Source organism: Pseudomonas sp. B21-009 (assembly GCF_024749345.1).
Taxonomy (GTDB): Bacteria; Pseudomonadota; Gammaproteobacteria; order Pseudomonadales; family Pseudomonadaceae; genus Aquipseudomonas.
This window is the reverse complement of the sequence record NZ_CP087199.1, coordinates 3,656,215-3,673,296: the sequence shown is the minus strand read 5'-3', so window position 1 is coordinate 3,673,296 and position 17,082 is coordinate 3,656,215. Positions and strand designations below refer to the sequence as shown.

General features: G+C 64.7%; 19 protein-coding genes. 3 read left to right on the top strand and 16 right to left on the bottom strand.

Features of this window, described 5'->3' with window-relative positions; genetic code table 11:
- Nucleotides 1-37: 37 nt before the first annotated feature.
- Both LOY34_RS16715 and LOY34_RS16710 read left to right on the top strand, forming a co-directional pair.
- A complete protein-coding gene (locus tag LOY34_RS16715) occupies nucleotides 38-649 on the top strand; it encodes an SCO family protein (RefSeq protein ID WP_038995914.1) in 612 nt (203 codons plus the stop codon).
- The gene (locus tag LOY34_RS16710; RefSeq protein WP_195884543.1) at nucleotides 649-1,131 is read left to right on the top strand and encodes a copper chaperone PCu(A)C; all 483 of its coding nucleotides are present in this window, start codon (nucleotides 649-651) and stop codon (nucleotides 1,129-1,131) included. Before LOY34_RS16715 ends, LOY34_RS16710 begins: the two co-directional genes overlap by 1 nt.
- A 77-nt stretch (nucleotides 1,132-1,208) precedes the next feature.
- Here the strand turns inward: LOY34_RS16710 and LOY34_RS16705 are convergent, their stop codons facing one another.
- The 7 genes from LOY34_RS16705 to LOY34_RS16675 all read right to left on the bottom strand — a co-directional run bounded on the left by LOY34_RS16705 (nucleotide 1,209) and on the right by LOY34_RS16675 (nucleotide 6,832).
- Entirely contained in the window at nucleotides 1,209-1,736 is a 528-nt protein-coding gene (locus LOY34_RS16705) for a cytochrome b/b6 domain-containing protein (protein WP_045194317.1), read from the bottom strand.
- A gap of 1 nt (nucleotide 1,737) precedes the next feature.
- Nucleotides 1,738-2,001 carry a PepSY domain-containing protein gene (locus LOY34_RS16700; protein WP_045194315.1) on the bottom strand — a complete coding sequence of 88 codons (264 nt, stop codon included), beginning with the start codon at nucleotides 1,999-2,001 and terminating at the stop codon, nucleotides 1,738-1,740.
- Between the two features lie 41 nt (nucleotides 2,002-2,042).
- On the bottom strand, nucleotides 2,043-3,278 hold the full coding sequence (gene glcF, locus LOY34_RS16695) for a glycolate oxidase subunit GlcF (protein ID WP_195884542.1): 1,236 nt from the start codon (nucleotides 3,276-3,278) through the stop codon (nucleotides 2,043-2,045).
- 3 nt (nucleotides 3,279-3,281) lie between these two features.
- Nucleotides 3,282-4,337, bottom strand: a complete 1,056-nt coding sequence (gene glcE / locus LOY34_RS16690; protein ID WP_195884541.1) for a glycolate oxidase subunit GlcE — start codon at nucleotides 4,335-4,337, stop codon at nucleotides 3,282-3,284.
- Nucleotides 4,337-5,836 (bottom strand): glycolate oxidase subunit GlcD, encoded by a 1,500-nt coding sequence (glcD, locus tag LOY34_RS16685; RefSeq protein ID WP_093387457.1) that lies wholly within the window; start codon nucleotides 5,834-5,836, stop codon nucleotides 4,337-4,339. The genes glcE and glcD overlap by 1 nt, the downstream gene beginning before the upstream one ends.
- Nucleotides 5,837-5,969: 133 nt before the next feature.
- Nucleotides 5,970-6,194, bottom strand: a complete 225-nt coding sequence (locus LOY34_RS16680) for a hypothetical protein (protein WP_195884539.1) — start codon at nucleotides 6,192-6,194, stop codon at nucleotides 5,970-5,972.
- 62 nt (nucleotides 6,195-6,256) lie between these two features.
- Nucleotides 6,257-6,832, bottom strand: a complete 576-nt coding sequence (locus LOY34_RS16675) for an NADAR family protein (RefSeq protein ID WP_093381281.1) — start codon at nucleotides 6,830-6,832, stop codon at nucleotides 6,257-6,259.
- Nucleotides 6,833-7,058: 226 nt separating this feature from the next.
- Here LOY34_RS16675 and LOY34_RS16670 point away from each other — a divergent pair, with 226 nt between their 5' ends.
- Nucleotides 7,059-8,231, top strand: a complete 1,173-nt coding sequence (locus LOY34_RS16670) for a sugar transporter (RefSeq protein ID WP_195884538.1) — start codon at nucleotides 7,059-7,061, stop codon at nucleotides 8,229-8,231.
- A gap of 81 nt (nucleotides 8,232-8,312) precedes the next feature.
- On the opposite strand, the gene LOY34_RS16665 is transcribed toward LOY34_RS16670, so the two are convergent.
- The 9 genes from LOY34_RS16665 to fdnG all read right to left on the bottom strand — a co-directional run bounded on the left by LOY34_RS16665 (nucleotide 8,313) and on the right by fdnG (nucleotide 17,054).
- Nucleotides 8,313-8,648 carry a hypothetical protein gene (locus LOY34_RS16665; protein ID WP_195884537.1) on the bottom strand — a complete coding sequence of 112 codons (336 nt, stop codon included), beginning with the start codon at nucleotides 8,646-8,648 and terminating at the stop codon, nucleotides 8,313-8,315.
- Between the two features lies 1 nt (nucleotide 8,649).
- Complete coding sequence (locus LOY34_RS16660) at nucleotides 8,650-8,910, bottom strand: YceK/YidQ family lipoprotein (protein ID WP_309475560.1); 261 nt, start codon at nucleotides 8,908-8,910, stop codon at nucleotides 8,650-8,652.
- A gap of 76 nt (nucleotides 8,911-8,986) precedes the next feature.
- Nucleotides 8,987-10,510 carry an FAD-dependent oxidoreductase gene (locus LOY34_RS16655; RefSeq protein ID WP_195884536.1) on the bottom strand — a complete coding sequence of 508 codons (1,524 nt, stop codon included), beginning with the start codon at nucleotides 10,508-10,510 and terminating at the stop codon, nucleotides 8,987-8,989.
- A gap of 12 nt (nucleotides 10,511-10,522) precedes the next feature.
- Nucleotides 10,523-11,137 (bottom strand): LysE family translocator, encoded by a 615-nt coding sequence (locus LOY34_RS16650; RefSeq protein WP_123565625.1) that lies wholly within the window; start codon nucleotides 11,135-11,137, stop codon nucleotides 10,523-10,525.
- Between the two features lie 118 nt (nucleotides 11,138-11,255).
- Entirely contained in the window at nucleotides 11,256-11,483 is a 228-nt protein-coding gene (locus tag LOY34_RS16645) for a hypothetical protein (protein WP_045194298.1), read from the bottom strand.
- Nucleotides 11,484-11,543: 60 nt separating this feature from the next.
- Complete coding sequence (fdhE, locus tag LOY34_RS16640) at nucleotides 11,544-12,455, bottom strand: formate dehydrogenase accessory protein FdhE (RefSeq protein ID WP_195884535.1); 912 nt, start codon at nucleotides 12,453-12,455, stop codon at nucleotides 11,544-11,546.
- The gene (locus tag LOY34_RS16635) at nucleotides 12,452-13,099 is read right to left on the bottom strand and encodes a formate dehydrogenase subunit gamma (protein ID WP_195884534.1); all 648 of its coding nucleotides are present in this window, start codon (nucleotides 13,097-13,099) and stop codon (nucleotides 12,452-12,454) included. Before LOY34_RS16635 ends, fdhE begins: the two co-directional genes overlap by 4 nt.
- The gene (gene fdxH / locus LOY34_RS16630; RefSeq protein ID WP_275559268.1) at nucleotides 13,096-13,986 is read right to left on the bottom strand and encodes a formate dehydrogenase subunit beta; all 891 of its coding nucleotides are present in this window, start codon (nucleotides 13,984-13,986) and stop codon (nucleotides 13,096-13,098) included. The genes LOY34_RS16635 and fdxH overlap by 4 nt, the downstream gene beginning before the upstream one ends.
- A 17-nt stretch (nucleotides 13,987-14,003) precedes the next feature.
- Complete coding sequence (gene fdnG / locus LOY34_RS16625; RefSeq protein ID WP_093381301.1) at nucleotides 14,004-17,054, bottom strand: formate dehydrogenase-N subunit alpha; 3,051 nt, start codon at nucleotides 17,052-17,054, stop codon at nucleotides 14,004-14,006.
- Nucleotides 17,055-17,082 lie beyond the last annotated feature (28 nt).

The window sequence follows — 17,082 nt, the reverse complement described above, 5'->3', positions numbered from 1 at the left end:
TATCCAGGGGCTGGCACCTTCCCGAAAGGATGGTTACATGACTGATTTACTGACCCGGCGCCAGGTTGTTGCCGGGATCAGCCTGCTGGGCCTCGGCGCCCTTGCAGGTTGCGACCCCCGTTCCGGTGGCGCGCTGGACTTCAAGTACGGCAAGGACATGAGCAACAAGATCCTCGGCCGTTCGTTCAAGCTCAAGGATACCCAAGGCAACGTCCGTACCCTCTCGAGTTTCTGGGGTTCGATGCCGATGGTGTTCTTCGGTTTCACCCAGTGCCCGGCGGTGTGCCCGACCACCCTGGCGCGCGCGGTGCAGATCAAGAAGCTGATGGGCCGCGATGCAGGCTTTTTGCAGGTGGTGTTCATCAGCCTCGACCCCGAGCGCGATACCCCCGAGGTGCTCGACGCCTACGTCAAGGCCTTCGACCCCTCGTTCGTGGCGTTGTCCGGCACCCTCGAAGAAACCGCGGCAGCCGCCCGCGAGTTCGGTGTGTTCTACGAGAAGGTGCCCGCCGGCGATACCTATACCATCTCGCACACCTCGACCAGCTACGTCTTCGATTCCCGCGGCCAGCTGCGCCTGGGCCTGTCCCATTCGCTCAATGCAAAAGAGTGCGCAGAAGACCTGCTCACTGTCATGGAGGTGTGTTAATGCTTCGCAACCCTGTCAAACGTACCCTGGCCGCGCTGGCCCTGATCGGCCTGGCCCTGCCGGCCATGGCCGAAACCACCGTCAGCGACGCCTGGGCGCGTGCTACCGTGCCCAACCAGAAGTCCAGCGGTGCTTTCATGACCCTTACCGCCAGCACCGACAGCAAGCTGCTCAGCGTCGCCTCGCCGGTGGCCAGGACCGTGCAGGTGCACCAGATGAGCATGGAAAACGACGTGATGAAAATGGGCGAGGTCGACAGCCTGCCGCTGCCGGCCGGCAAGGCGGTGAGCCTTGACCCCAACGGTTATCACGTGATGCTCATGGACCTCAACCAGCAACTCAAGGAAGGCGAGCACGTGCCGCTGACCCTGGTGGTCGAGGATGCCAAGGGCGTCAAGCAGCGCATTGAAGTGAACGCGCCGGTGCGGGCGTTGAATGCGCAAGCCATGCATGGGCATGATCACCAGCCTATGCAGCACTGATAGAGGGCTGCTGCGCAGCCCATCGCTGGCAAGCCAGTTCCACAGTTCGGTGGATGCTGGCTTGACCCGCGAGCGTTTCAGCGCCGCCGGCGCCTGCCGGTGACCATCGACAGCGGCAGGTTCTCCTTCAGCCGCCAGCTCTCGAACAGCGCCGCCGCAATGTGCAGGCACACCAGCGCCAACAGGGCATCGGCCATCAACTCGTGAATATCGCGCAGGCCGTCGTCGCCCCAGAAGTAGTAGATCTCTTCCATCATGAAGCCGCTGACGCCAAGGCCGGCCATCAGCAGCAACATCAGCACCATCACCAGCGCGCCCAACGGCGAATGGCCGAGGCGGTGGTAGTCTTGGCCGCTGAACAGGGCCTGCAAGTGCCACTTCAAGCGCGTGGGCGTTGGCCAGAAGTGCGCCCAGCGCGCCGCCGGGCTGCCGACAAAGCCCCAGACACTGCGCAGCAGTACGATCGTCAGGCCGTAATAGCCCAGCCAGCGGTGCCAGCCATCGCCTTCTTCGGTGAGAAAATAGCCGCCGACAAACACCACCACCAGCGACCAGTGGCACAGGCGCACCAGCGGGTCCCAGAGGCGCAGGCTATCGTCGCTCACCTCAGTCGATCTCTTCCTTGACCTTCTTGCCGGTGACCGGGTCGAAGTAGATCTCGACTTTTTTACCGTCTTTGTTCTTGCCGTAGATCTCGTAGCAATTGCCCTTGGTGACCTTGAACTCCTTGATCTCGTAGCCCTGCTTTTTCAGTTCTTCCTGAAAGTTGTTCTGGTCCTGCCATTGGTTCTTTTCAGCAGTGCTGCATTCGGTCTTGGCCAGGACGGCGGGGCTGATGACCAGCAGTGAGACAAGCAGAAGATGACGCATGACGAGTCCTCGGGTTGTCGAACAGGGGTGCCCGTTTGAGCTTATGCCAGGCTTGGCGACTTCGCTAGCGCCTCGTCCACCAGCTCGATCCAGTGCCGCACCGGGGTGCGCCCGGCGCCATCGAGGTGGGTCTGGCAGCCGATATTGGCGCTGACGATGACATCCGGCCGGCCGCTTTCCAGGGCATCGAGCTTGTTGTCGCGCAGTTGCCTGGCCAGTTGCGGCTGGGTCAGCGAATAGGTGCCCGCCGAGCCGCAGCACAGGTGGCCGTCGGGCACATTGCTGAGGTTGAAACCCAGGCGCTTGAGCAGGGCCTCGACGCTGCCGCCAAGCTTCTGCGCATGCTGCAGGCTGCACGGGCAATGCACTGCCAGCAGCTGGCCGCTGTGGCAGGTCAGTTTATCCAGGGGCTCGGCCGCGACGACCTCGACCAGGTCCCTGGCCAGTTCGCTGACCCGGCGGGCTTTGCTTGCGTACTGCGCATCGCCGTGCAACAGCTTGGCGTAGTCCTTGACGAAGGCGCCGCAACCGCTGGCGGTTTGCACGATGGCTTCGGCGCCGGCCTCGATGGCCGGCCACCAGGCGTCGATGTTGTGCCGGGCGCGTTCAAGGCCACGGGCTTGGGCATCGAGGTGATAGTCGACGGCGCCACAGCAGCCGGCTTGGGGCGTGGCGGTAACGCTGATACCCAGGCGATCGAGCACCCGCGCCGTGGCGGCGTTGGTGTTGGGCGACAGGCCCGGTTGCACGCAGCCTTCAAGCAGCAGTACCCGCCGCTCATGGTGCGCTTGCGGGCGCGCCTGGGCCGTGGCTGCCGAGCGCGGCAGCTTGGCCTTGAGCGCTGCCGGCAGCAGGCTGTCGACGCTGCGCCCCAGTTGCACCAGGCGCTTGAACGCTGTCGGGTGGCTGGCCAGGTTACGCAGGCCGCTGCGCAAGGCCCGCTGCAGCGGCGGGCGGGCCACCGCCTGGTCGACCACGGCGCGGCCGATGTCCAGCAGGTTGTGGTAATCGACCCCGGACGGGCAGGTGGTTTCGCAGTTGCGGCACGACAGGCAGCGGTCCAGGTGCAGTTGGGTCTTGGCGCTGGCCGGTTGGCCTTCGAGCACCTGCTTGATCAGGTAGATGCGCCCGCGCGGGCCGTCCAGTTCGTCGCCGAGCAACTGGTAGGTCGGGCAGGTGGCGTTGCAAAAGCCGCAGTGCACGCAACTGCGCAGGATGCGCTCGGCCTCTTCGGCGCGGGCCAGACGTTTGGCGGCATCGCTCAGGGTGGTTTGCATGGCTCAGATCTCCGCGTACATCCGCCCGGGGTTGAAGATCCCTTGCGGGTCGAGGCGCTGCTTGAGTTGCTGGTGATAGCGCAGCAAGGCCGTGGGTAGCGGCTGGAACGGGCTGTCGCTGGCGCTGTAGCAGGTGGCATGGCCGCCCAGTCGGCTTGCAGCCGCGCGAATGGCCTCGGCCGGGGCCTCGGACTTGAGCCAGCGCTGGGCACCGGCCCAGTCCAGCAGTTGCTCGCCGGGCAGCTCCAGCAGCGGGCTGTGGTTGGGCAAGGATATGCGCCACAGCGGGCGCGGGTCGGCGAAAAACCCCAGGCGCTGGTGGTTCAGGTCTTGCCACCAGCAAGCCTTGAAGCGCTCGCCGCCGAGCCGGTCGCGGGCGGCCTTGACCGAACCTTCACCGCCTTCAAGGCGCAGGCGCAACACATTGCCGTCATGGCAGGCGGCGCTGATCGGCAGCGGTTGCTGGCCCCATTGCGCCAGTTTCAGCAGGGCTTGCTGCGGGTCGAGCTGCAGGGCGATGTGCGCGTCGCAGCGCGGCTTGGGCAGCACTTTGAGCGACACCTCGCTGATCAGCCCCAGGCAGCCGAAGCTGCCGGCCATCAGCCGCGACAGGTCGTAGCCGGCGACGTTCTTCATCACCTCGCCGCCAAAGCGCAGGTGCAGGCCCAGGCCGCTGATCACCCGGGTGCCGAGCACGTAGTCGCGAACCGAGCCTGCCCAGGGCCGGCGCGGCCCCGACAGCCCGGCAGCGAGCATGCCGCCGAGGGTGGCGCCGTCGTCACTGTGCGGCGGCTCGCAGGGCAGCATCTGCCCGGCGGCCTCAAGCGTCGCCGTCAATTCCGTCAGCGGCGTGCCGGCGCGGGCGGTGATCACCAGCTCCGTCGGGTCGTAGTTGACGATGCCGCGGTGCTCGCGGGTATCGAGCTCGATCCCGGCTACCGGGCGGCCGAGATAAGCCTTGCTGGCGCCGCCTCGAATGCGCAAGGGCGTGCCCTCGGCGCGGGCCTGGTTGACCTGTTCGAGCAGCGCCTGGCTGGCATCGTTGTTGTGCGCCAGCATCAGAAGCGCTCCAGCTCGGGGAACGGCAGTTGCCCGGCGTGCACATGCATGGCGCCAAACTCGGCGCAGCGCTGCAGGGTCGGGATGTTCTTGCCGGGGTTGAGCAAGCGATGGGGGTCGAAGGCCGCCTTGACTGCGTGGAACAGGGTCAGCTCGTCGCTGCTGAACTGCGCGCACATCTGGTTGATCTTCTCGCGGCCGACGCCATGCTCGCCGGTGATGCTGCCGCCGACACTCACGCACAGTTCGAGAATCTCGCCGCCAAAGGCTTCGGCGCGCTCCAGCTCGCCGGGCTGGTTGGCATCGAAGAGGATCAGCGGGTGCATGTTGCCGTCGCCGGCATGAAAGACGTTGGCCACCCGCAGATCGTATTTATGCGATAGCGCGGCGATGCGTTGCAGCACATGGGGCAACTCGCGGCGCGGGATGGTGCCGTCCATGCAGTAATAATCGGCTGAAATTCGCCCGACCGCCGGAAAGGCGTTCTTGCGCCCGGCCCAGAACTTCACCCGCTCCACCTCGTCACGGGCCTGGCGTACTTCGCTGGCACCGGCCTGTTCGAACAGGGTACGTACCCGCTCGCAATCGTCGTGCACATCGGCTTCGACGCCATCCAGTTCGCACAGCAGAATCGCCTCGGCGTCGACCGGGTAGCCGGCATGAATGAAGTCTTCAGCGGCGCGGATCGCCAGGTTGTCCATCATCTCCAGGCCACCGGGAATGATCCCGGCAGCGATGATGTCGCCAACCGCGCGCCCGGCTTTTTCCACCGAGTCGAAAGCCGCCAGCAGCACCTTGGCCACCTGCGGCCTGGGCAGCAGCTTGACCGTTACTTCGGTGATGATCCCGAGCATGCCTTCGGAACCGGTGAACAGCGCCAGCAGGTCAAAGCCCGGGGCATCGAGGCTGTCGGCGCCGAGGGTCAGGCATTCGCCTTCAACGGTAAGGATCTCGACCTTGAGCAGGTTGTGCACGGTCAGGCCATATTTCAGGCAGTGCACGCCGCCGGCATTTTCGGCGACGTTGCCACCGATCGAGCAGGCGATCTGCGACGACGGGTCGGGTGCGTAGTACAGCTCATAAGGCGCGGCGGCCTGGGAGATCGCCAGGTTGCGCACCCCCGGCTGCACCCGCGCGGTGCGCGCGGCGGGGTCAATGGCGAGGATCTTGTTGAAGCGCGCCATCACCAGCAGCACGCCTTTTTCCAGGGGCAGGGCGCCGCCCGACAGGCCAGTGCCGGCGCCACGGGCGACCACCGGCACCTTGCGGGCAAAACACAGCCTGAGGATGCCTTGCACCTGCTCGAGGGTATGCGGCAGCAGCACCAGCAGCGGCAATGTGCGGTAGGCCGAGAGGCCATCGCATTCGTAGGGCTTGAGGTCTTCCTCGGCGTGGAGGATATCGAGATCGGGCAGTTGTGCCTGCAAGGCCTGCAGCAGCGCCTGCTTGTCGACGGCGGGCAGGGCACCATCGACGTTTTCGTCGTAAAGGATATTCATTGACAGCCAGTCACCGGAATGTGCCAGAAGTTGCTGGAAATCGTAGACGATAAACAGCACCTGGCACTGGCGACCCAGGCTCTTGGGCGATTGACCTCACGCGTGTCGCGCACCCGCCACCCGCCTTTGCGGGCTAGCGGAAACGCGGCAGCGGGCGTTCGACGCTCAGCGAGGTGAGGGTTTTTCTGACCAGCTGATCATCGGCTTCGACGGCCTTGAGGGTGTCGCGGATCTTGCCGGCCACCGGCACATCGCCCTGGCGGTCGATCCAGTCGGCAATCTCCTTGCACGCCGAAGCGAGCCGGGCCTGGCGCTGGTTGATCAGGTAAAGGGCTGTGGTGATCTCTTTATCGGACATGAGGGAATCCTCCATCTGCGCGAATAAAGTGTAGCAGCGCAGAAAAATCCTGCGCTGGGCCCTCAGCCAGCCAGGCGCTCGCGCACGCGCATCAGCGCATAACCGAGCAGGTTCAGCCCTTGCCACTGGCGTGGATCGGCCGCTTGCGCGGCTTTGGCGTCCAGGCCGATGCCCCAGATGCTATCGACCGGGCTGGCCTCGACCAGCACCTGGCCGGCGGTAGAGAGTAGAAATGTGCGCAGCCCCGGGTTCTGTTCGAACTTGAGCAGGTTGGCCTGCTCGACGATCGCCGAGCGCTCGGCCACCCAGGCGGCGTCATCGTAGCCGGCGACTTCGCGGCCCAGCTTCTTGGCCTCGGCCGGCGTGCGCGCGGCGAGAATTTTCGCCAGCGTTGCCTGGTCGTCGAACAGCCGCGCCTTGCCGGCCATCATGTAGTGCTCGGCGCTGGGGTAGTGGAGGCCTTGCTCTTTGAAGCCGGCCTCGAACCACTGGCTGAAGCAGCTTTTGTCCGGCTTGCCCTCGACCTTTTGCCGGTGGCCCCAGAAGTACAGGTACTGCGGCGCCAGGCCCTGGTCGATAGCGCCGATCAGGCTGTCATTGTCGAGGATGTTGGCCAAAGCCTGGGAGGGTTGCGACATAGCAGGGAGTCTTCCATGAACGAATCGGGCCATGGTACTCCACGCCTGCGCGGTTGTGACAGCTTCGGTGCTGACGTACTATCCTTGCCAGCAAGCGATACCCCGCATACTTATAAATCTTTCCTCAGCGCACACGCTTCACTCAGGCCCGACCGGCATGAGTGTCTGGCGCTGGGCGCGTTTTCGTTCCCGGCAACCGCAAACGACTCGGAGCAAGGCTTTACTCATGAATACATCCGTGGATGCGCGAACCGGCAGTTGGCTGAGTGTCATCGCCCTGGCCCTGGCGGCCTTCATTTTCAACACCACCGAATTCGTCCCGGTGGCGCTGCTCAGCGACATCGGCCGCAGCTTCGACATGTCCACCGCCCAGGTCGGCCTGATGCTGACCATCTATGCCTGGGTGGTGGCCCTGGCCTCGCTGCCGATGATGCTGCTGACCCGCAATATCGAGCGGCGCAAGTTGCTGATCATCGTCTTTGCCTTGTTCATCCTCAGCCATTTGCTTTCGGGGGTGGCGCAGAGCTTTGGCATGCTGCTGGTCAGCCGTATCGGCATCGCCCTGGCCCATGCGGTGTTCTGGGCCATTACTGCCTCGCTGGCAGTGCGCGTAGCGCCGCCGGGGCAACAGGCCAAGGCCCTGGGGCTGCTGGCAACCGGTACCACCCTGGCGATGGTCATGGGCATTCCGCTGGGGCGGGTGGTGGGCGAGGCCCTGGGTTGGCGCACCACCTTCCTGGCGATTGCCGGGGTGGCCTTGGCAACCTTGTTGTGCCTGGTCAAATCGCTGCCGCTGCTGCCGAGCCAGAACTCCGGCTCGTTGCGCAGCGTACCGGTGCTGTTCAAGCGCCCGGCGCTGGTCACCGTGTATGTGCTGGTGGCGCTGGTGATTGCCGCGCAGTTCACTGCCTACAGTTACATCGAGCCGTTTGCCCTGAACGTCGCGCAGATCGGCGGCGAACTGACCACCGTGCTGCTGTTGCTGTTTGGCGGCGCCGGGGTGTTCGGCTCGGTGCTGTTCAGCCGCTACAGCGAGCGATTCCCGCAGGGCTTTCTGATCGGCGCGATCGCCATGCTGGCGACCTGTCTGCTGCTGTTGCTGCCGTTGGCCGCCGACTTCCGCCTGCTGGGCACCTTGAGTGTGTTCTGGGGCGTATCGATCATGTGCTTCAGCCTGGCGTTGCAGTCCAGGGTGCTGATCCTCGCCTCGGACGCCACCGACGTGGCCATGGCCATGTTCTCCGGCATTTATAACATCGGCATTGGTGCCGGGGCGCTGATCGGCAGCCTGGTCAGCGTGCACATGGGCCTGGGCAATATTGGCTATGTCGGCGGATCACTGGCCCTGGCCGGGTTGCTGTTGTGCGGGGTGACGACCTACCGTTTTGCCCGCGCCTAGGGGCTGCGTTGCAGCCCATCGCCGGCAAGCCAGCCCCCACACGGACTGCGCAAAACCTGTGGGAGCGGGCTTGCCCCGCGATCAATCGCGAATCTTCAGCAGCCCATCGCACTTCAGGCAACGTACCTTCTTCAACCCGCGCACTTCGCTAAAGCCGACCCGGCGTGACAGCGCGGTGCCAACCTCATCCTTGTACAAGTGCATCATCGCTGCGTTGCACAGTGGGCAGCGCACCAGCATCGACAACGGAAAGGTCAGGCAGCCAAGGCCCAGAACCACCAGGATAATGGTGGTGCCCAGGCTTTTCGGCATCCAGTCGAACAGGGTCAGCACCATCAGCGGCGCGCCGATATAGATGATGAAGTCATTGATGTAGATATTCAGAAACGCCACGCGGCGGTAGTCGAGCTGGGGCATTTCAGTTCATCGAGTCATAGGGCAGCAGGGCGGTGTCGACCACCATGTCCGCCGGCAGGGTGACAATCGCAGCCACCGGGCAGACGATGGTCACCCAGCAGAATATCGTTGAATAACCTTCGTAGCCGCTGGCGCCAATCGTGGTCAGTAACTGGACGTTGGCCTGGGTGCCTTTGTAGTAGTCGCCGCTGCCGTAGCTGTTGGAGCCGCGCGCAAGAAAAGTGCCGCAACTGGCCAGGAGCAGGGTCGAGGCCAGGAGCAAAGAGGTGAGGATTCTGATGATGCCATTCCTTAGCAGATAGAGAGGCGAAACCTGCGCGCATTCTCGCACAACAGCGCTAGTATCCGCGCATCCCGCGTGCACTGAAGTACTCTTCGAGCACCTCTGGCCCGGCGCCGACCTGGGCCAGCGCGACGTAGCTGTCCGGGCGCAGCAGGTACACGCCGTCCCGCTGCAAGCCGGCCGCCTCGTGGGCGTCGCACCATTCGAACACTTCCAGCGGCATGCCGCGCTCGCTGCACCAGGCCACCAGGCTGCCGCTGGCCGCACCATACACCTGAACCTGCCAGCGCATCCGTGCCAGCCCGGTAAAGTTGTCGTGGGCGCCGTCGCTGACCCACGGCAGGCGCTCGCCACCGTGTACCTGGCCGGCGCTGCCGACGCTCAGGGGCATGTCGCGGTAGTTCAGGGTGATTTGCGAAACGGTGCGGAACAAAAACGTCCGCGCAGTTTTGAGCGCCGCCACCCGCGGCAGCAGCACGGGGGCCAGGCGGGTGCGCAGCAGGGCGGCCAGGCGGCCGTCGGCGGTGATGAAGTTGAACACCTGGTCGGTGGTCGACACCAACCGCTGGGCAAAAGCACTGCGCTCGATTTCGTAGGTTTCGAGCAGGGCTTCGGTGGCAGTGCCTTGCAACACGGCGGCAAGCTTCCATGCCAGGTTGATGGCATCGCCGATGCCGGTGTTCATGCCCTGGCCACCGGCCGGGCTGTGCACGTGGGCGGCGTCGCCAAGCAGAAAGGCGCGCTGGTGGCCAAACTGCTCGGCGACCCGGTGGTGCACGCGGTAGGTTGAGAACCAGTTGACCTGATGGATCTCGACCTTCAGGTGCTCCATGGCGCGCTGGCTGACATCCTCGAAACGCAGGTCGCGAGGGTGTTCGGCGCGCTCGTCGCGCACCGTGCCGATCAACCGCGCGCGGCCGCTGCCGGCCAGCGGGAATACGGCGAGAAAGTCGGCTTCGTCGAGGTCGACGTGCAGCTCGCCATTGAACGCCGGCCCCGCGCCATCGACATCGGCGACATAAAACACCTGCTCGTAAGTGCCACCGGGAAAGCCGATGCCCAGGACCTTGCGCACCGTCGAACGGGCGCCGTCGCAACCGGCGATGTAATCGGCTTGGCAGACTTCCTCGATGCCGTCGGCATGGCGCAGGCGGGCAGTGACGCCTTCGGCGTCCTGGCTAAAGCCCAGCAACTCGGTTTGCCGTTCGACGACCACCGCAAAGCGCTGCAGGCGCTCGATCAGCAGTTGCTCGTGCTGGTCCTGCGGGTAGATATGCAGGAACGGGTAGGGCGTAAGTTCGGCGCCAATGCTGTTGAACGGCAGCCGCGCGGCGGTTTCGCCCTTGACCCACAGGTTGGCCGCCGGCACCTGGTGGCCCTGGGCGAGGACCGCCTCGGTCAGGTCCAGCTGGCGGTACAGCTCCAGGGTCCGCGCCTGCACCGCCAGGGCCCGGGAGGTGGTGCCGGGGCCGCTGGTCCTGTCGATGATCCGCACCTTGATGCCCAGTTTGCTCAGCCACAGCGCCAGCACCAGCCCGGTGGGGCCGGCGCCGATAATCAGTACGTCACAGCGGTTCATCGCAAGCGCTCCTCAGCGCTGGGCGAACGCCAGGTTCAGGCCCAGGCCGGCAAAAGAGGCAGCAAAACTGCGGCGCAGCCAGTTCTGTACCCGCGGCGATTCAATCACCGCGCGACGGAACAGGTTGGCCAGCAGGCCATACAGCACAAACACCACGAAGGTCATGAGCATGAACACTGCGCTCAGGCTGAGCATCTGCCCGCTCACCGAGCCCGCCTCGGCGCTGATGAACTGCGGCAGGAACGCCAGGAAGAAAATCGTCAGTTTCGGGTTGAGGATGTTCAGCAGGCAGGCCCGCAGGATCAGGCTGCCTGCGCTACCCACTGCGCTGTTGCTGTCGACGGCGAAGGCCGAGCGATCGCGCCAGGTGGCGTAGGCCAGGTACAGCAGGTAGGCGACGCCGGCGAACTTCAGGCCCTGGAAGGCCAGGGCACTGGTGTGCAGGATCGCCGACAGGCCGAGGATCGAGGCCAGCAGGTGCGGGACGATCCCCGCCGTACAGCCCAGCGCGGTGTAGAGGCTGGCGCGCTTGCCGGCCACCAGGGCGGTGGAGATGGTCAGGATCACGCCGCTGCCGGGAATCAGCACGACGATCAGTGAGGTAATGAGAAAATCCAGGCTCGGCATCGCGACAGGCTCCATCTCGTCAAGGTTGGCTGCAAGCATGTCTACAGACGTCAACCGTTCAGATCAAGTGTAAGAGCCCTGGCAGCTTTTGCTAGTCAGTCGTCGGCGCATGGCCTGGCTACTCGGCCTTGCCACGCACGATGCGCCCAACCTTGATTTCGTCGGCGTAGGCCTTGAGCTTGTCGGAGTCTTTGTACAGGCGATTCATCAGGTGCAGCACGGCAACCACGTCGACGCCGTCGATGCGCTCGGCCAGCTTGCTGATTTCACCGGCGGTGCGTTCCAGGTTGCCGGCGACGGCCTTGAGGTCGCGCTTGAGTTCGGCGGAAGATTTCTTGATGCCCATGGGGGTTCCGGGTGTGGGGTGAAAAGGGGGCATCGCGGGGCTTGCCCCGCGATAGCTTTATCAGCCGGGAAACAGAAACGGGCTGACACCACTGCGCCCATAACCCTCGCGCTCCACTTCGGCGTCCAGCGCCAGGGAAGCGAGGTCATCGGCCAGCACTTCCTGGTCGCGGTCCTTTTCCGGGTACAGCACTTTCAGGTAGCTGTGGCAGTCGTTGCAGCTCTCGGCCTTGATCGCGGCATCCTGACGCTCCAGCGACCAGTAGTCGAGGGCGCCGGTGGCTTCGCAGTTGCTGCATTTTACCCGAACCATGTGCCAGCGGCTCTCGCACAAACTGCAATGCAGGTAACGCAGGCCGGCCTGGGCGCCGTTCATGATCACGCTGGCCACCGGCGCGCTGGCGCACACCGGGCAGTGCTGGCGCTGTTCGCCCAGCGAGGCCCTGGCCGAAGCCGGCAGGGCATTGGCCAGCTGGGTGAAGTACAGCGACAGCGCGCTCCAGAGAAACAGCGCCTGGCCGCTGTCGACCTGCTCGTAGCTACCGGCCAGCAAGGCGCTGGCGCGCTCTTCCAGTTGCGCTGGCGAGTAGCCGTGCAAGGCGTCGAGGGTGCTGCGCACCGCTGGCGTGGCGTCGCCGTACAGTGCCTCGATCAAGGCGCCGAGCAGTTGCTGCCAGTAAGCGTCGCGCGGGTACTCTGCGCTTGCCAGCGGCGCCCGGCCGGCGTCCAGGCGCGCCGCCAACCCGGCCGCCAGCGCTTCAGGCAGTGGCAGGGTGGCAAGCAGTTGCTGCTGAGCCTCGGCGATACCAGCACAAAACCCCAGGTAATCGCCCATGGCGTGGCCGTCGGCCAGCTGGCGCAGGCGCGCCGCGCGTTTTGAGTAACGGTCCTTGAGCGACGGCAGCAGCACCGCGACGATCTCGTTGACGCCACCGCTGGGCGTCTGCACCGGGGTCATCTGGATGCTGCTCATTTGTCGCTCCCGGCTTTGCCTTGCTTGCTGTTCAGATGGCGGTACCAGCGGTCGTGGTGGGTCTTGGCCCAGCTGCGGCTGACGTAGCCGGTGAGCATGCCGCGGATCGAACCCTTGACCCAGAATGCCAGGTAGGCATGGCCGATGATCAGCAGAATCAGGCTGATGCCGGCCAGTGCATGCACCAGCAAGCCGATGCGGATGGTCGGGATGCTGAACAGCGGCGCGAAGTACGGCCGCCAGATCACCACGCCACTGAGCAGCAGCAGGCTGATCAGGGCCATGATGCCCCAGAACAGGATCTTCTGCCCGGCGTTGTACTTGCCGATGTTCAGCGCCGGCTCATGCTTGCCGGCCAGCACTTGCTTGACGTTCTTGAACCACTGCAGGTCTTCGCGTTCCGGCAGGTTGTAGCGCACGAAGCGCACGAACAGAAACATCAGCAGCAAAAACACCACCACGCCGAAAAACGGGTGGAGGATGCGCGCCAGCTGCGGGGTGCCGAACACCGCGTTGAGGCCATTGAGCGAGGGGAAGAACCACGACAGCCCCGACAGCGCCACGGCGAAGAAGCAGATCACCATGAACCAGTGGCTGGCGCGCTCGATGAAGCGCGTCCGCAGGATCAGTTTGTCCTTGTTCATGCGTGGGTATCCTCTTCGATCTTCTGGTCCTGTTCATCGACTTCGTTGGGGCCGACGCCGATGTAATGGAACAGGGTGCCGGCCAGGGTGGCGAAGAACGCCGCCGCGGCCACCGGTTTCATCCAGCCTTTCCAGCCCTGGATGGCGTTGCTGATGCGCGGGTCGGTGGGCAGCTTGTGGTACAGCTGCGGCTTGTCGGCATGCTGCAGCACGTAAACCACGTGGGTGCCGCCAACGCCTTGCGGGTCGTAGATTCCCGCCCCGGCAAAGCCGCGGCCCTGCAGCTCGGTGACCCGCTCGCTGGCCTGGTGCAGCATGTCTTGCTTGCTGCCGAAGTTGATTGCCCCGGTCGGGCAGGTCTTGACGCAGGCCGGCTCCTGGCCGACCGACACGCGGTCGACGCACAGCGTGCACTTGTAGGCCTTGTTGTCCTTCTTGCTGATGCGCGGCACATCGAACGGGCAGCCGGCGATGCAGTAGCCGCAGCCGATGCAGTGCTCGGACTGAAAATCGACGATGCCGTTGGCGTACTGGATGATCGCTCCCGGTTGCGGGCAGGCTTTCAGGCAGCCGGGGTCGGCGCAGTGCATGCAGCCGTCCTTGCGGATCAGCCACTCGAGCTTGCCGCTTTCATCTTCGACTTCATCAAAACGCATCAGCGTCCAGGTTTCGGCCGACAGGTCGGCCGGGTTGTCGTACACGCCAACGTTGTGGCCGACCTCGTCACGCAGGTCGTTCCACTCGTTGCAGGCCACCTGGCAGGCTTTGCAGCCGATGCAGATGCTCACGTCGATCAGCTTGGCCACTTCGGCCTGGTGATCGCGGGTGTGCGGCGCCGGGGTCAGCACGTTGGTGGCTGAGCGGCGGACGATGTCTTGGGATTGCATGGACATGGTATTCGCCCTCAGACCTTTTCAATGTTCACGAGAAACGCCTTGTACTCCGGCGTGTGGGTGTTCGACTCGCCGATGCCCGGGGTCAGGGTGTTGGCCAGGAAGCCCTTGCGCGTGCTGCCTTCGTAACCCCAGTGGCAAGGAATGCCGATGGTGTCGACATCCTGGCCATCGACGGCCAGGCGGCGGATGCGCTTGGTCACCACAGCCTTGGCCTTGATGTAGCCACGCTTGGTGCTGACCTTGACCAGGTCGCCCTGAACGATGCCCTTGTCAGCGGCGAGCTTCTCGCCGATCTCGATGAACTGCTCGGGCTGGACGATGGCGTTCAACCGCGCGTGCTTGGTCCAGTGGCGGAACAGCTCGGTGATCGAGTAGGTGGTCGCCACGTAGGGGAACTCTTCGCGCTTGCCCATGCGCTGGCGGTCGCTTTCGTACAGCCGCGCGGTCGGGCTGTAGGTCACGTTCGGGTGCAGCGGGTTGCTCGCCAGCGGGCTTTCGGTCGGCTCGTAGTGCTCGGGGAACGGCCCGTCGTTCATGGCGCCGACCGAGAACAGCCGGCCCAGGCCTTCGGGCAGCATGATGAACGGGTTGACCTTGCCACCGGGGGCGGCGCTGACGGCGAAGTCGGGCACGTCGACGCCGCTCCAGCGCACACCGTCCCAGCCGATCAGCTTGCGTTTCGGATCCCACGGCTTGCCCTGCGGGTCGGCCGAGGCGCGGTTGTAGAGGATGCGCCGGTTCTGCGGCCAGGCCCAGGCCCAGCCCGGGGTGCAACCCAGGCCGCTGTCGGCGTTGTCGCGGCGGGCCATCTGGTTACCCTGTTCGGTCCAGGAGCCGGCGAAGATCCAGTTGAAGCACTGGGTCGTGCCGTCGTCACGCAACTGCGAAAAGTCGCTGAGCAACTGGCCCTTGCGCAAAATCAGCTTGCCTTGCTCGTCGTGCAGGTCGGCCAGGGCGCGGCCGTTGGACTCCTTGGCCACTTCCTCGGGCTTGGGGTCCAGCGGGTCGGCGTAGTCCCAGGCCATATTGAGGATCGGTGCCGGGTTGGCGCCGCCTTCCTTTTCGTACAGCTCGCGGATCTTCAGGAACAGGTGTCCGAGGATCTTGCCATCGTGCCAGGCCTCGCCCGGAGGCGCCGCGCCGGCCCAGTGCCACTGCAGCCAGCGCCCGGAGTTGACGATCGAACCGTCTTCCTCGGCAAAGCACGAGGAGGGCAGGCGGAACACTTCGGTCTGGATCGCCGCGGTGTCGACGTCATGCTGCTCGCCGTGGTTCTGCCAGAAGCTCGAGGTCTCGGTGGCCAGCGGGTCGATGATCACCAGGAACTTGAGCTTGGCCAGCGCTGCCTGGGCCTTGTTCTTGTCGGGGAAGGCCGCCACCGGGTTGAAGCCCTGGGCGATGTAGCCGTTGACCTTGCCTTCGTACATGCGGTTGCTGAAGTTGAGCACGTCGTAGCTGTCGTCCCACTTGGGCAGCCAGTCGAAGCCCCAGTCGTTGTCTTTGGTGGCCTTGTCGCCCCAAAGGCTTTTCATCAGGCTGACGAAGAATTTCGGCGTGTGTTTGTAGTAGTTGACCTGATCCTCCAGCAGCGCCACCGGCGTCACCTGCTTGAGGTAGGTGGCCATGTCGGTCTGCTCGTCGGACGGCAGGTTCATGTAGCCAGGCAGGCGCAGCGACAGCAGGCCCAGGTCGGTGTAGCCCTGGATGTTGGAGTGGCCGCGCAGGGCGTTGACGCCACCACCGGCCATGCCGATGTTGCCCAGCAGCAGCTGGATCATGCCCGAGCCGCGGATCATCTGCGCGCCGTTGGTGTGGTGGGTCCAGCCCAGGGCGTAGAGGAAGGTCGCGGTCTTGTCCGGGGCGCTGGTTTCGCCAAGGATCGCGCAGATCTTCAGGAAGTCATCTTTCGGCGTGCCGCAGACGTTGGTGACCATCTCCGGGGTGTAGCGGCTGACGTGGGCCTTGAGCAGGTTCCACACGCAACGCGGGTGCTGCAGGGTCAGGTCGCGCTTGGCGTAGCCCTTGCTGTCGAGCTCGTAGGTCCAGGAGCTGCGGTCGTAGCTGCGCTTGTTGGCGTCGTAGCCGCTGAACAGGCCGTCGTCGAAGTGGTAGTCCTCGCGCACGATCAGGCTGGCGTTGGTGTAGTGGCGTACGTATTCGTGCTGGATCTTGTCGTGGCTGATCAGGTAGTTGACCACGCCCATCAGGAAGGTCACGTCGGAGCCTGCGCGGATCGGCGAGTAGATGTCGGCCACCGCGGCGCTGCGGTTGAAGCGCGGGTCGACGACGATGACCTTGGCGCCGTTGCGGATCTTCGCCTCGATCACCCACTTGAAGCCCACCGGGTGCGCCTCGGCGGGGTTGCCGCCCATGATCAGCACAACGTTGGCGTTCTTGATGTCGACCCAGTTGTTGGTCATGGCGCCACGGCCAAAGGTCGGCGCCAGGGCCGAAACCGTCGGCGCGTGGCAGACCCGCGCCTGGCTGTCGGTGCCGAGAATGCCCAGGGCACGGGTGAAGCGCTGGTCGAGCGAGCCGGTTTCGCTGCTGGCCGCCGACGAGCAGAGCATGCCGGTGCTGAGCCAGCGGTTGACCGTGGTGCCCTTGGCGTTCTTTTCGATGAAGTTGGCGTCGCGGTCGTCCTTCAGCAGCCGGGCGATGCGCTCGATGGCGTGGTCCCAGCTGATGCGCTGCCATTTGTCCGAGCCCGGTGCGCGGTATTCGGGGTAGAGCAGGCGCTGTTCGCTGTGCACATAGTCGACCAGGCCGGCGCCTTTGGGGCACAGCGAGCCACGGCTGACCGGATGATCAGGGTCGCCTTCGATATGGAAGATCCGCGCCTTGGCGTTCTTGGCCCCGTCGCCGAGGCTGTACATGAGAATCCCGCAACCGACCGAGCAATAGGTGCAGTTGTTACGGGTTTCCTTGGCGCGCAGCAGCTTGTACTGGCGCGACTGGGTCGCCTGGGCCACGCCCGGGGCAAAGCCCAGGCTTGCACAGGTGGCGGTGGCGACGCCGGCGGTACACAGCTTGAAAAACTGTCGTCTGCCAAGTCCCATGGGTATCTCCTCATTCTTATCGGCTGCA

Excerpts from the sequence above, each read along its gene's own strand:
- LOY34_RS16715 (WP_038995914.1), top strand. The coding sequence starts at position 38 with ATGACTGATTTACTGACCCGGCGCCAGGTTGTTGCCGGGATCAGCCTG.
- LOY34_RS16710 (WP_195884543.1), top strand. The coding sequence starts at position 649 with ATGCTTCGCAACCCTGTCAAACGTACCCTGGCCGCGCTGGCCCTGATC.
- LOY34_RS16700 (WP_045194315.1), bottom strand. The coding sequence starts at position 2,001 with ATGCGTCATCTTCTGCTTGTCTCACTGCTGGTCATCAGCCCCGCCGTC.
- glcF (WP_195884542.1), bottom strand. The coding sequence starts at position 3,278 with ATGCAAACCACCCTGAGCGATGCCGCCAAACGTCTGGCCCGCGCCGAA.
- glcE (WP_195884541.1), bottom strand. The coding sequence starts at position 4,337 with ATGCTGGCGCACAACAACGATGCCAGCCAGGCGCTGCTCGAACAGGTC.
- glcD (WP_093387457.1), bottom strand. The coding sequence starts at position 5,836 with ATGAATATCCTTTACGACGAAAACGTCGATGGTGCCCTGCCCGCCGTC.
- LOY34_RS16680 (WP_195884539.1), bottom strand. The coding sequence starts at position 6,194 with ATGTCCGATAAAGAGATCACCACAGCCCTTTACCTGATCAACCAGCGC.
- LOY34_RS16675 (WP_093381281.1), bottom strand. The coding sequence starts at position 6,832 with ATGTCGCAACCCTCCCAGGCTTTGGCCAACATCCTCGACAATGACAGC.
- LOY34_RS16670 (WP_195884538.1), top strand. The coding sequence starts at position 7,059 with ATGAATACATCCGTGGATGCGCGAACCGGCAGTTGGCTGAGTGTCATC.
- LOY34_RS16665 (WP_195884537.1), bottom strand. The coding sequence starts at position 8,648 with ATGCCCCAGCTCGACTACCGCCGCGTGGCGTTTCTGAATATCTACATC.
- LOY34_RS16655 (WP_195884536.1), bottom strand. The coding sequence starts at position 10,510 with ATGAACCGCTGTGACGTACTGATTATCGGCGCCGGCCCCACCGGGCTG.
- LOY34_RS16650 (WP_123565625.1), bottom strand. The coding sequence starts at position 11,137 with ATGCCGAGCCTGGATTTTCTCATTACCTCACTGATCGTCGTGCTGATT.
- LOY34_RS16645 (WP_045194298.1), bottom strand. The coding sequence starts at position 11,483 with ATGGGCATCAAGAAATCTTCCGCCGAACTCAAGCGCGACCTCAAGGCC.
- fdhE (WP_195884535.1), bottom strand. The coding sequence starts at position 12,455 with ATGAGCAGCATCCAGATGACCCCGGTGCAGACGCCCAGCGGTGGCGTC.
- LOY34_RS16635 (WP_195884534.1), bottom strand. The coding sequence starts at position 13,099 with ATGAACAAGGACAAACTGATCCTGCGGACGCGCTTCATCGAGCGCGCC.
- fdxH (WP_275559268.1), bottom strand. The coding sequence starts at position 13,986 with ATGCAATCCCAAGACATCGTCCGCCGCTCAGCCACCAACGTGCTGACC.
- fdnG (WP_093381301.1), bottom strand. The coding sequence starts at position 17,054 with ATGGGACTTGGCAGACGACAGTTTTTCAAGCTGTGTACCGCCGGCGTC.